10 protein-coding genes and 2 pseudogenes are annotated in these 12,401 nt (G+C 68.6%); 4 read left to right on the forward strand and 8 right to left on the reverse strand.

The genetic code is table 11. The features are described 5' to 3' along the window. Window positions 1-141: 141 nt before the first annotated feature. Window positions 142-906 (reverse strand): annotated as a pseudogene (locus E3T55_RS04265) (ABC transporter ATP-binding protein); the annotation flags it as partial. A gap of 9 nt (window positions 907-915) precedes the next feature. Next, on the reverse strand, window positions 916-2,010 hold the full coding sequence (locus E3T55_RS04270) for an ABC transporter substrate-binding protein (RefSeq protein WP_134518342.1): 1,095 nt from the start codon (window positions 2,008-2,010) through the stop codon (window positions 916-918). Window positions 2,011-2,316: 306 nt separating this feature from the next. Between E3T55_RS04270 and allB the strand changes: the two genes are divergently transcribed. From allB to E3T55_RS04285, 4 genes and pseudogenes are all read left to right on the forward strand, one after another. Then, entirely contained in the window at window positions 2,317-3,666 is a 1,350-nt protein-coding gene (gene allB / locus E3T55_RS04275) for an allantoinase AllB (protein ID WP_134518343.1), read from the forward strand. Window positions 3,667-3,704: 38 nt separating this feature from the next. Next, on the forward strand, window positions 3,705-4,130 hold the full coding sequence (locus tag E3T55_RS21135) for a hypothetical protein (RefSeq protein WP_420897966.1): 426 nt from the start codon (window positions 3,705-3,707) through the stop codon (window positions 4,128-4,130). A gap of 15 nt (window positions 4,131-4,145) precedes the next feature. Next, window positions 4,146-4,610 (forward strand): annotated as a pseudogene (pucL, locus tag E3T55_RS21140) (factor-independent urate hydroxylase); the annotation flags it as partial. Between the two features lie 62 nt (window positions 4,611-4,672). Beyond that, window positions 4,673-6,175: an amidohydrolase family protein gene (locus E3T55_RS04285; RefSeq protein WP_134518344.1), complete on the forward strand. Its 1,503-nt coding sequence runs from the start codon at window positions 4,673-4,675 to the stop codon at window positions 6,173-6,175. Between the two features lie 156 nt (window positions 6,176-6,331). Here E3T55_RS04285 and E3T55_RS04290 read toward each other — a convergent pair whose 3' ends face one another. From E3T55_RS04290 to E3T55_RS04315, 6 genes are all read right to left on the reverse strand, one after another. Then, window positions 6,332-7,228 (reverse strand): hypothetical protein, encoded by an 897-nt coding sequence (locus E3T55_RS04290; protein ID WP_134518345.1) that lies wholly within the window; start codon window positions 7,226-7,228, stop codon window positions 6,332-6,334. A gap of 403 nt (window positions 7,229-7,631) precedes the next feature. Beyond that, entirely contained in the window at window positions 7,632-8,012 is a 381-nt protein-coding gene (gene uraH / locus E3T55_RS04295; RefSeq protein ID WP_241992863.1) for a hydroxyisourate hydrolase, read from the reverse strand. Continuing rightward, entirely contained in the window at window positions 8,009-8,512 is a 504-nt protein-coding gene (uraD, locus tag E3T55_RS04300) for a 2-oxo-4-hydroxy-4-carboxy-5-ureidoimidazoline decarboxylase (protein WP_134518346.1), read from the reverse strand. Before uraD ends, uraH begins: the two co-directional genes overlap by 4 nt. Window positions 8,513-8,713: 201 nt before the next feature. Then, window positions 8,714-9,562, reverse strand: a complete 849-nt coding sequence (locus E3T55_RS04305; RefSeq protein WP_134518347.1) for a MurR/RpiR family transcriptional regulator — start codon at window positions 9,560-9,562, stop codon at window positions 8,714-8,716. Continuing rightward, the gene (locus E3T55_RS04310) at window positions 9,559-10,896 is read right to left on the reverse strand and encodes an allantoate amidohydrolase (protein WP_134518348.1); all 1,338 of its coding nucleotides are present in this window, start codon (window positions 10,894-10,896) and stop codon (window positions 9,559-9,561) included. The genes E3T55_RS04305 and E3T55_RS04310 overlap by 4 nt, the downstream gene beginning before the upstream one ends. Next, a complete protein-coding gene (locus E3T55_RS04315; protein ID WP_198418519.1) occupies window positions 10,893-12,098 on the reverse strand; it encodes a pyridoxal-phosphate-dependent aminotransferase family protein in 1,206 nt (401 codons plus the stop codon). The genes E3T55_RS04310 and E3T55_RS04315 overlap by 4 nt, the downstream gene beginning before the upstream one ends. Window positions 12,099-12,401: the final 303 nt, after the last annotated feature.

Here is a 12,401-nt window from a genome sequence, read left to right on the forward strand (position 1 = left end):
GGCCGAGGCCGCCCGGGCCGAGGTCGTGCCGGCCAGCGCCGTCGAGCGGCCCGGGTCAAGGTTCACCGCGGCACCGGTGGCTGCGGCCGGGCCGCCGTCGGCATCCCGGGTGGCGCCCGTGTCGGGGCCGGCTTCCGCGTCGCCGAACAGCAGCTCAGAGGCCTGGTCGTGCAGGGCATGAAACTCGGGCGTGCGCATCATCTCCGGATGCCGCGGTCGCGGCAGATCGATCTCGATCACCTGTTTCACCCGCCCGGGCCGCGCGCTCATCACGGCAACCTGGTCGGAGAGAAAGATCGCCTCGGCGATGCCGTGGGTGACCATGAGCGTCGTCGCCGGTTTGTGCGTCCAGATGCGCAGCAGCTCGGTGTTGAGCCGCTGCCGGGTCATGTCGTCGAGCGCTCCGAAGGGCTCATCGAGCAGCAGCACCGAGGGCTTCAGCACGAGCGAGCGAGCGATCGACACCCGCTGGCGCATGCCGCCGGACAGCTGCGCCGGTTTCGCCTTTTCGAACCCGTCGAGGCCGACGAGATGAATGAGCTCGGTGACATAGGCCTCATCGACCGCCAGGCGCGCCACCTCGAACGGCAGCCTGATGTTGCCACGCACGCTGCGCCAGGGCAGCAGCGCGGAATCCTGAAAGGCGATACCGAGCTGATGGTCCTTCTTCAACTCGGCTGGAGTCTTGCCGTCGACGAAGGTCGTGCCGCTCGTCGCCGTCTCGAGCCCCGCCAGGATGCGCAGGATCGTCGACTTTCCACACCCCGACGGGCCGAGCAGCGACAGAAACGTCCCTTTGTCGGTGTGCAGGGTCGCGTTCTCGAGTGCCACAACGGGCTTGCGCCCGACCGTGAAGACCTTGTGCAGGGCGCTGATGTGCAGCCCCGTGCTCGGCTCGGTCACCACAACCAGAGCCTAGTTCGCGTAGTCGAGCAGTTCGGGATTCTGCGCATAGACCTCGTCGAGCAGCGTGAGGTCGAAGAGCTGGTCGGCCGTCACCGTGATTCCGGCGGCCGCGAGGGTCGCGATGCTCTGGCCCTGCAGCTCGGAACTGATCGTGAACAGGCCGTTCTCGGCGGTCTCGTCACTCACGACGAGGTCGGCCGCCTGGATCTGGGCCTGCAGGGTCTCCTTCTCGATGGTCAGGCCGAATTCGCTGCCGTAGCCTTCGACGACGAGTGCCGCGGCCATGTCGGTGTCCTTCAGCGCGTCTGTCCAGCCGCGGATCTCGGCCACGAGCAGCGCTTTGAGCTTCTCGCGGTCGTTTTCGAGGGCTTCGTCGGTCACCGTGAAGGTCTCGGCGACAAACGGCAGGCCATTGTCGGCCAGCGGCAGGTTGACCGGATTCAGGCCCATGAGGTCGGCATCGATCGACTCATTCGTGACATAGGCGAACCAGCCGTCGACCTCCCCGTTGAACAGCGGGGTCGGATCGTATTCCACCGGCAGGGTCGTCACCTCGTCTTCGTCGATCTCGTTGACCTTGAGAAAGGCCTCCCAGAGGTTGAGGTTGCTGGCCTGCACGCCGATCGTCTTGCCCGTGAGGTCGTCGATCGTGGCGATATTGCCGTTGTCCTCGAGCGACAGAATCGAGAACGGGTTCTTCTGGTAGGTCGCCCCAATGATCTTGAGCGGGGCGCCCTCGTTCGCGATGACGGTGCCCGTCGAAATGGCGTTGCCGATTCCAATGTCGACCGTTCCCGAGATGACGGTCGCTTCGACGGATGAGGGCGGTCCGGCCACCAGATCGACCGAGTCGAACCCGGCGTCGGTGAAATAGCCCGCACTCTCGGCGACGATTTCGCCCATGAACTCCGCGTTTTTGATCCAGGACAGCTGGATGCTGGCGGCGCCGAAGCCGTCGGCCGCGGCATCCGCTGCCCCGGAATCGGGTTCGGTGGCGGCACAGGCGCTGAGCACGACGGACATCAGCAGGGCGGCAGCCACCGTCTTCACGGTGCGACGAACGGGGTGAACGGCCAAGCGTTCGGATCCTCGGGGCTGGGTCATGGGGGCCTCTCGGTGCGGGCGGGCCGGCTGCTGCGCCGGCGGGCGACAAAACCGGGCGCGGAACGCGTCTGGTTGACCCGACGGTAGGCCCGCCGTGTGTCGCTTCGACACCGGGGATGCGTCGCTCAGGTTACCGATCGACACCGGATGCGACGATCGCATTTCGTGTGTCACACATGTTTCAGAACCGCCCGATACCGACCCACAAATTTCAGTACAGTCGGTCTCACGGCCCGTGTCGGGGCCGGTCAGCCCGCTATTCGCCCGACTTATTCGCCCGACCATTCGCCCGACCAAAGGAGCACGATGTCAGCCACCTTCGACCTCGTGATTCGCAGCCAGCGCGTGCTCGTGGGCGCCGAATTCGTGCCGGCCGCGGTCGCCGTGCGGGGCGGCCGGATCGTGGCGATCGAGCCCCTCGACACCGCCCTTGCTGCGCGGCACGAGGTGCTGCTGCCGCACGACCAGATGCTCGTTCCCGGCCTCGTCGACACCCACGTGCACGTCAACGAACCCGGCCGCACCGACTGGGAGGGCTTCGCGAGCGCGACCCTCGCGGCGGCCGCCGGCGGCGTGACCACGATCATCGATATGCCCCTCAACAGCCTGCCGCCGACCTGTACGGTGAGCGCGCTGGAACAAAAGCGGCGGGTGGCCGGGCCGAAGGCATCCGTCGACGTGGGCTTCTGGGGCGGGGCGATTCCGGGCAACCTCGGCAGCCTGCGCGAGCTGCACGACGCCGGAGTGTTCGGGTTCAAGGCCTTTCTGTCGCCCTCGGGCGTGCCCGAGTTCGAGCACCTGTCGCTCGACCAGCTCGAGGCGGCGGCCACCGAGATCGCCGCCTTCGACGGTCTGCTGCTCGTGCACGCCGAAGATCCGGAGGTGCTGGCGGGCGCCGTCAACGGCGGCGGAGACGCCTACCGCGATTTTGTCGCCAGCCGCCCCGACCGCAGCGAAACGGATGCCGTGGGCCACGTCATCGAGGCCGTGCGCCGCACCGGGGTGCGCGCCCATATTCTGCACCTGTCCTCCGCTGCCCCGCTGCCCGCCCTGGCGGCGGCCCGCGCCGAGGGACTGCCGATCACCGTGGAAACCTGCCCGCACTACCTGTTCTTCAGCGCGGAGCAGATCAGCGACGGCGCAACGGCCTTCAAATGCTGTCCGCCTATTCGCGACTCTGCCAACCGTGACCTGCTCTGGCAGGGCCTCGAGTCGGGCGTGATCGACTGCATCGCCTCGGACCACTCGCCCTCGACGCGCGCCCTGAAGCTCGGCCACGGCGGCGACTTCGGCCTGGCCTGGGGCGGAATCTCGGGCCTGCAGCTGAGCCTCGCCGCCGTCTGCACCGCCGCGGCCAGCCGCGGCATCGGCCTCGAGCGGGTGCTCGGCTGGATGAGCGGCGCCACCGCCGCTCTCGCCCGACTGCCCGGCAAGGGCCGCATCGCTCTCGGAGCGGATGCCGACCTGGTCGCCTTCGCCCCCGCCGAGTCTTTCACGGTCGACGCGAGCCAACTTCGGCACAAGAACCCGATCAGCGCCTTCGACGGCACCACCCTCACGGGCCGGGTGCAGCGCACCTGGCTGGGCGGGGCATCCGTCTACGCGGTCGACGACGGCATCGCCGGCGTTCCGCTCGGGGTGCTGCGCCGACCCTGATACTTTCCATCCGCACCAGCGCAACTGAAGGAGTTTCCATGGCGATCGTTCTCGGCCCCAACCGCTACGGCAAAGCGGAAAACCGCATCGTGCGCATCTACCGCGACTCGCCGCGGCACGAGATTCACGACATCAGCGTGTCGACGGCGCTGCGCGGGGATTTCGCCGCGGCGCACCTCGCCGGGGACCAGTCTCAGGTGCTGCCGACCGACACGCAGAAGCAGACCGCGTACTCGTTCGCGAAGGAGAAAGGGCTGCTGTCGATCGAGAGCTACGGCCTCGACCTCGCCGGGCACTTCGTCGACCACATCAAACCGGTGCAGACCGCGCGCATCGAGATCGAAGAGTTCGCCTGGCAACGCGTGGTGATCGACGGCGCCGAGCACGACCACACCTGGGTGCGGCGCGGGCAGGAGGTGCGCACGGCCGCGATCACGGTCGACGGCACCGGGCAGGGTCAGTGAACCTGGGTCGTCGGCGGACTGAAAGACCTGATCATTTTGAAATCCACCGGGTCGGAGTTCACCGGGTTCATGCACGACGAGTACACGCTGCTGGAGCCCACCGGGGACCGGGTGATGGCCACCTCGCTCCAAGCGGGCTGGCGCTTCTCGACGACAGAGGTGGACTGGGAGGCGGCGTATGCCCAGATCAAGCAGATTCTGGTACGCCAGTTCGCCCTCGTGCACTCCCTCGCCCTGCAGCAGACGCTGTACGAGATGGGCAAGGCCGTGCTCGAGGCCTGCCCGTTCATCGCGGAGATCCGGCTGTCGGCGCCGAACAAGCATCACTTTCTCTACGACCTGGCGCCGTTCGGGGTGACGAACACGAACGAGGTGTTCCACGCGGCCGACCGGCCTTACGGGCTGATCCAGGCCACGGTGCTGCACGACGACGCAGCGGATGCCGGCCCGGCGTGGGACTCGTACACCGGGCTCGTGTGACGGGTGCTGTGACGGGGTGCCGCGGCGAGACGCTACACACAGCGGATATGGCAAAATAGGGGGTGACTTCTTCTGCAGAAGCCGGGCCCGGTGCCTCCGTCGCCGCCCCCGGCACCACGTCCAGCAGCCGCGCGCACGTCTACCGCGGCCACGTCTTTCACGTTGCCGGAGCGCCCACCGTGCAGCAGGCCCGCGACCACCTCGTGTCGCTGCCAGACGGTGCCCTCGTCACGGGCCCGACCGGCACCATCGCCTGGGTCGGAGACTTCGCCGCCCTGCCGCCCGAGTTCGCGCAGCTTCCGGTGACCATGGCCGGATTCATCGTGCCGGGATTCGTCGACACCCACCTGCACTTTGCGCAGACCTACGCGACGGATGCCTACGGCGGCGGCCAACTGCTCGAATGGCTCGAGACCTGCATTTTTCCGGCCGAAGCCCGATTGGCCGACCCTGACTTCGCGGCGCAGGTCGCCCGGGACTTCACCCGCGCTCGCATTGCCGCCGGCACGACGAGCGCGCTCGTCTTCGGCTCGGCCTTCGCCCACGCGCAGGACTCACTGTTTGAGGAGACCCGCCGGGCCGGCCTGCGCGTGGTGAGCGGCCGCGGAATCCAGACGGTCGGCTCGCCCGCCGCTCAGACGCTGCTGACGAGCGAGGCCGACGCGCTGCGCCTGGCCGAGCAGGAGATCGCCCGCTGGCACGCCGTCGACACCGGCGACCCGACGACGGCGCTGCTGCAGGTCGCCCTCGTGCCCCGCTTCAGCCTGTCGGTGACGCCCGAGACGCTCGCCGGGCTGGGCGCGCTGTACGAGCGGGTTCGGGCCCAGGGGGTGTACTTTCACAGTCACCTCAACGAGAACAATCGGCCGGTCACCGGTGAGATCGACGCCGTGAAAGCGGTCTATGGAGTCGAGACGTATCTCGACACCTACGACGGCCTGTTTCTGCCCGGGTCGACGCGCGGCGGGGCGAGCCTGCTGGGGCGGCGCAGCATTCTGGCGCACGCGGTGCACTGCACCGACGGTGAACTCGGCCGACTCGCCGAGACCGAGTCGTCGATCGCGCACTGCCCGACCTCGCAGCAGTTTCTGGGCTCGGGAACGATGCCGTGGCTGCGCACGATCGCCGCGGGCGTGACCGTGGCCATCGGCACGGATGTCGGCGCCGGCGACGAATGGCTCGTCGCGCGGGTACTCAACGACGCCTATAAGACCCACCTGTCCGAGCCCGGTGAGGCGGGCGTCGCCCTCGACCCGGCCGCGCTGCTCTTCACCGGCACCCTGGCCGGCGCGCGCGCCCTCGATATGGAGGCGCGGTACGGCAACTTCGACCTCGGCAAGGATGCCGACTTTCTGCTCATCGACCCCGAGCTGTGGCAACCGCTGTCCCGGGTGGTGGATCACGGCATCCGCTCGCCCGCTGCTGCCGGGGTGGCTGCTGAAGCGGATGCCCCCACCCTGGCGGAGCAGACCCTGTTCGCGCTGCTGATGGGGCTGCGCGAACCGGCTATCACCGGCGTCTACGTGCAGGGGCGCCGCGTGCAGGAGCCCGCCGCCGGGCTGTGAGCCGGCGCCTCCCCAGCCGCTGATGGGGCGTTCTGTGCATGCTGACCGCCGGTTCCGTCAGGCGGCGCCCGCGTCGTCGACGACCCGATCACCGTTGCACTCGCACCGGCAGATCTCGCCGCAGGCGAGCGTGCTTCGGCATTACTGCTCCCTCCGCTAATCCGCCACAGCTTCGCGGATCTCGGCCCAAGGATCTTCGGGGAGCTCGACGTTGATGAAATCAACCCCAAGCGGCACTAGTGCAAGGCAATAGTCGGTGCGGGCAAGGCCGACCACCGACGAAAGAAAATCGTAGGACGGGCCTCGCGCACACCGTCGTGCCCACCAAGGAGCCGAGTTAAACATCTCAATATTGCCCTCGCAGCGATCATCGGCCTCTCGCACCGCCGCAAGAATCGTACTCACAAGCGCGTCCGCAGGAGCGGACGAAAAAACTACTTCGGTCAGGCTCGCATCTTCGGACAGACACCCCACGCGCGGAACCATCGCAAAACCAAATCCGATATTGGCGGCGGCCTCGACTACGCGCTCTAATCCGACCCGCGCGTCGACAACGCGGTTCGCCGTCTCGCCTCGAAACGTCTCATCGTCATCGACCAAGAGGTCTCTGATGAGAGTACAGGCGCCCTGCGAGGTGCGGATCTTTCTTGGCCGGGGCGAGGAACCGAATGGGGAGAGGTAGCTCCAGGTCGCGAATTCAAGGGTAACGGATCGATGGCCGATTCCACGCCTTCGCCAGCCGTGCTTCCAGGCGAGCCACGGCTCGGTATCGAACCAATGGCCCTCAGCGAACACCGTTGACTGGGCGTCGAGCCAATCGACCTTCCACCCCCGAAGCTTGGCGATCGTCCCGGCTCTGGTCAGGTTCTCCTCGAATTCATGCGCACCCGGTATCTCCAGGCCGGGCTCGAACCACCAGGTAAGGCTCCACAGTTCGTCGAAATTCTCTTCACCGCGGTCGATGATGCTTTGGACACTGCGCTCGTTGACGCCGGAAACGTACCGTCCACGGGCATTGCCTTCGTGGCAAAATCCGAGAGGAGTCACGGTCATCTGCGCCCCTTATTCGAGTCCTTCACTATTTTCCCCACCATCAGCGCCCACACCAAGTCCACACGTAGCCCCAAAATGGGGCATCTCAAGCCCGGCGGAGCCAGGCCGCATAAGCCTGCGCGAAACCGTTGGCGGGGCCAAAGACACCGGGTTCTGATTGGCGGGCCGGCGCTTGGTCTCCATTGATGGGACGATTCTGGATCTTGCCGACAGCACTTCGAATACGGAGTTCTTCGGTCGCCCGTCGGTGAGTCGCGGGGGGCAATTTTCCAAACGTTTCCACCGCGCGCACTGGCCACAACCCTGCCACGAACCAGAAATCACTATACAAATGCTTACTGAGCGGTATCGGAGTTGAGGGCGTTCTGTGACACTTGGCGAGAAGGCGGCGCCGGCGCCGGCGTCAGCTGCCGCGGTAGGTCGAGTACGCGAACGGGCTGAGCAGTAGGGGCACGTGCACGTGATCGTGGCCCGGTGTCGCGTGCAGTTCGATCGACACGACGACCTCCGGGTAGAACGTGGGCGTGGCCGTGCGGGCGAAATACTCGCCGGTGTCGAAGACGACGCGGTAGCGGCCGGGGGGAAGGGTTGCCGGACCGAGGGATGCGAGGCGACCGTCGGCATCCGTCGCCCCGCGACCGATCTGGTTCCAGTCGAGGCCGCTGAGCTGTTGCAGTTCGACCGGCACGCCGACCGCCGGGCGTCCGGTGACCGCGTCGAGCACGTGAGTCGTGATGGCACTGCGCACGGGGCCGGGAGCGGGGGCGGGGGCGGGGGTGTTCAATCGGCCCGCCCGGCGAGGGCTTCGAGGCGCAACAGGGCGATATCACGCAGCTCCTGGCCCACAATCTCGGCCTCCTCATCGTCGGGCAACTGCAGGCGACGCAGCAACTCGGCGAGGATCTGGGCGCGAGTGCGTCCCGCCGCGCGAATGAGAAAGACCCGGCCGAAGCGCGCTTCATAGGCACGATTACCGTCGGCAACGGCCAGCGCGAGGGTCTCATCGCCGGCGTCGGCGGAGTCCTGCTCGGCGGCGGAGAAGCGGCGGGCCTGTTCGGGGGCGGTCACCGGCACTTCACCGATGCGCGGATGCTCCGAGAGGGCCTCGTCGACCTCGCTGCGGCTGAGCGACAGGGCCGCGTCGCGGGCGACATCGAGCAGGTCGGCGGTCGAGGCGTACGGAGCGTGCGCGGCGACGGCGTCGATCCAGCGGGGCACGGCGAGGCAGGCGTGCAGCGGCTCGCGCAGCTGGTTCGGCGAGAGGGTGAGGAGGGACGGGGACATACCGTCAGCTTAGGGCGCGCGCCGCCCGCCCCCACCCGCGCCGCCCGCCGCCCCGGGCTTGCGGTCGCGGTCGGAACGCGAGAGCCCGTGATCTGCGGCGAGCGCCCCCGATCTGGGTGACCGCTACGGTAACGGGCGTAGCGCCTACCCACATCGGGCGCGCTCCCGGTCGACCGGAGGTGAACTCGACAAGCCCTGCCGTCACCAGGGAACCTCGAGCTCGTCGAGGTCTTCGTAGGCGCTCGTGATCGCGGCGATGCGGGTACGGCTCTCGCGCACGTGCGCGCCCATCGCACCGGTTGCGAGCAGGTTGACCAGGCTCATGGCCGCGGCGTAGCTGTCGAAGGCCGACACGCTGTCGATGGGGCACTCGAGCCAGTGGGTCGCCTTGTCGCTGTGCCTTCGGGCGGAGGAATCCGCGATCAGCACGAGCGGGATCCCCCGGCGCTGGATCGCCGTCGCGAGCTGCGCGAACCCGCTCGCCCGGCGCCGAAAGCCGAACAGAACGACGGCGTCGCGCGGGCCGAGTTCGGCGAGGTCCTCCCCGATCGACTGCCCAGGAACCGGGCCGAGCGTCACCCGGTCGCGGGACTGCATGAGCTGTTCGCGCAGGTGCAGCGCGAGCGGATAACTGTTGCGCATGCCGATCACGAGCACGTGCCGGGCCGACGCGACCAGGCGGGAGGCCTCGTCGAGGCGGCCGTCCTCGACCCCGACGAGCAGGCGGCGCAGGTTCTCTTGCTCGGCCTCGACGTGCGCGGCGAGCCGAGACGGGGTGCCGGCCGAGGCCCCCGGTCCGCCGACCGGCGAGCCGTAGCTGCGCAGCGCCCGGGCGTGCTCGCGCACCTCCGCGGAATCCTGAAAGCCGAGCCTGCGGAACAGCCGCGACACGGTCGCCTTCGACACCCCACTCAACCGGGCGAGCTCGGAGGCGTTGTAGACCGCGAGGTCGCTCAGATGGTCGAGGATGAAGTCCGCCGCCCGCTGCTCCTGCGGCGACAGCTCGCCGTACTGGCCGTCGATGCGCTGGCCTATGTTAACCACGGTCATGAGGCTGTTCCCTCGACGCCCGGCTCGCTCCGGTACTGCTCGAACAGCTCAAGAACGGAGGCCTCAAGCGCGTCGACCGCGCGGGCGATATCCGCTTCGGTGACGGACTCATCGGGGTGGTGGCTCACTCCCCCGGCACAGCGCACGAACAGCATGCCGATCTCGGTCACCGCGGCGAGGGCCATCGCGTCGTGGCCCGCCATGGAGAACAGTTCCGGCGGCGCGGCCGGGTCTGCGCCCGCCCGTTCTGTTGCGCGGATGCCCGCGGCAACGACCCGGCGCATCCGTTCGCTGCAGTGGGCGGCCGGCGCCGAATGTGTCTGCTGCCAGGTGACTCGCAGCCCCCGGCGCTCGCTCATCGCGGTCATCGCGGCCTTGATGCCGAGCCAGGCCGCGTCGCGGGCGTCGTCGAATTCGCCGCGCAGGTCGAGGCTGAATTCGACGCGGCCGGCGATGACGTTGACCGCGTCGGGAAACACCGCGAGGTGTCCGACGGTCGCGATGAGTCCGCTCGAGTGGCCGGCCTCGCCGCGGGCAATCCGTTCGATGGCGAGCACGGCCTCGCTCGCGCCGGCGAGGGCGTCGCGGCGGCGCGCCCAGGGGGTTCCGGAGTGCCCGGCGGCGCCCTCGACGACGATCTGAAAGCGGCGGGCGCCCGCGATGGAGGTGACGACACCGAGCGGCAGCCCGGCCTCATCGAGTACCGGCCCCTGCTCGATGTGCGCCTCGAGGTAGCCGACCAGCTCGACCGGCGCGCGCGCGGCGTCGCCAACCGTTGCCGGGTCGAGGCCGAAGGCCAGATAGGCGTCGTGCAGGGTGACGCCGTCGGCGTCTTCGAGGCTCCACCAGTCGGGGTCCCAGGTTCCGGCGACCGCGCGGCTGCCGAGCAGGGTGGTGCCAAAGCGGGTGCCCTCTTCGTCACCGAAGGCGAGCACCTCGAGGGCCACCGGGCGGTCGGCCGGGGCGACGCCGGCGTTGATGCGTTCGGCGACCGCGAGGGCGATGAGCACGCCGAGGATACCGTCGTAGCGTCCGGCGCTCGGCACGGTATCGAGGTGAGAGGCCAGCAGTAGCGCGGGCAGTCCCGCGCGGTGGCCTTCGAGGCGGGCGCACTGATTGCCCGCGGAGTCTTGCCAGGTCGTGAGGCCGGCCGCGCGCATCCACTGCCCGGTGCGGGAGTTGACGGCGGCGTGCTGCGGCGAGAGATAGACCCGCTCGATGAGGCCACCCGGCAGACTCGTGTACGTCGCGAGTTCGTCGCAGCGTTCCAGCACGACGGATGCCGCGGTGCTCGCGGGCGCGCCGCCGGGCTTCCGGTCGTCGACGGCGCTCACGCGGCGCCCCCGACGGCATCCGCATAGACATCCCAGGCCGCGCCGACACCGCCGCCGCCGGTGACCGCCGCTCCCTGGCGGCGCAGCACCTGTTCGAGGGCCGCGAGGGTCGTCATGACGGTGTCGGTGCGGGCGTTGAAGCCCATCGTGCCGATGCGCCAGATCTTGCCGTGCAGGGGCCCGAAGGAGGTGCCGATCTCGATGCCGAAGTCCGCGAGCAGCGAGCCGCGCACGGCATCGCCGTTGACGCTGTCGGGGATCACGACGGCGACGACGTTGTTCATCTTGTGGGCAAGGTCGCCGAAGACGTCGAGCCCGAGGCCCTGCACGCCGGCGAGCATCGCGGCGCCGTGCAGGCGGTGACGTTCGATGGCCTCGGGCAGGCCCTCGTCGATCAGCAGGCGGGCGCACTCGCGGGCACCGTAGAGGGCCGTCGTGGCCTCGGTGTGGTGATTCAGCCGGCGCGCACCCCAATAGTCGAACAGCATCGCGAGGTCGAAATAATTCGAGCGGATGACGCTGCGCCCGACCCCGAGACCGGAGTCGCCGCTCTCGCGCAGCCCGGCCTCGACGCTGCGGCGGGCAGTGATGACCTCCGCCGCGCGGGGCGAGAAGGTCGAGGGCGCCGATCCGGAGGGCCCGGCCAGGCATTTCTGCAGGCCGGCCGTGACCGCATCGAGGCCCCAGGCATCCGCTTCGAACGCGTTGCCACCGAGCGACGCGGTGACGTCGGTGTAGAACAGCACGCCGTGGCGGGCGCAGATGGCGCCCAGTTCGTCGAGGGGCTGCATCACGGTTGTGGAGGTGTCGCCGTGCACGACCGCGAGCAGTTTCGGGCGCGTCTCACGGATCGCCTGCTCGATCGCGGCGGGGGTGAAGACCTGACCCCACGCTATTTCGCGCACGTGCACCTCGGCCCCGGCGCGTTCCGCGATCTCGCGCAACAGATGGCCGAAACGACCGAAGATGGGCACCAGCACCCGGTCGCCGGGTTCAATCAGGGAGACGAGAGCGGCTTCGATGCCGGCGCGGGAGGTGCCGTCCACGAGCAGGGTGTGCTCGTTTTCGGTGCGGAACACGCCGCGGTAGAGCTGCTGCGTCTCGTTCATGTAGGCCGTCATCGACGGGTCATACTGCCCGACCAGCTGAGCTGACATGGCGCGCAGCACGCGCGGATCGGCGTTGATCGGACCCGGGCCCATCAGCAGCCGCGGCGGCGGGTTGATCGGCAGGCCGGCGGCCGGAGTTGCGCCCGTGGTGCGATCGCTCATCTGTTTCATCCCCTCAGGCTTCTGAAACAGTTGTTTCATGTTGCTAGTTTACGCAACGAACGTTTCAGGCGCGTTACGGCGGGCTACGGATGCGCGACGAATGCGGCCTGCAGGCATCCGTCGCAGCGCGATGGTTCCCAGAACATAACCCGAACTCGGGACGCTGTTGACCCCGTTGGGCGGCTGCTCGCGACCGACGGGCCCGTGCCCGCGTCTCATGGGTTCGCTCGACGT

The organism is Cryobacterium frigoriphilum, from assembly GCF_004403305.1.
Lineage (GTDB): Bacteria > Actinomycetota > Actinomycetes > Actinomycetales > Microbacteriaceae > Cryobacterium > Cryobacterium frigoriphilum.

Coding starts and splice junctions, on each gene's coding strand:
- E3T55_RS04270 (WP_134518342.1), bottom strand. CDS start 2,010: ATGACCCAGCCCCGAGGATCCGAACGCTTGGCCGTTCACCCCGTTCGT.
- allB (WP_134518343.1), top strand. CDS start 2,317: ATGTCAGCCACCTTCGACCTCGTGATTCGCAGCCAGCGCGTGCTCGTG.
- E3T55_RS21135 (WP_420897966.1), top strand. CDS start 3,705: ATGGCGATCGTTCTCGGCCCCAACCGCTACGGCAAAGCGGAAAACCGC.
- E3T55_RS04290 (WP_134518345.1), bottom strand. CDS start 7,228: ATGACCGTGACTCCTCTCGGATTTTGCCACGAAGGCAATGCCCGTGGA.
- uraD (WP_134518346.1), bottom strand. CDS start 8,512: ATGTCCCCGTCCCTCCTCACCCTCTCGCCGAACCAGCTGCGCGAGCCG.
- E3T55_RS04305 (WP_134518347.1), bottom strand. CDS start 9,562: ATGACCGTGGTTAACATAGGCCAGCGCATCGACGGCCAGTACGGCGAG.
- E3T55_RS04315 (WP_198418519.1), bottom strand. CDS start 12,098: ATGGGCCCGGGTCCGATCAACGCCGATCCGCGCGTGCTGCGCGCCATG.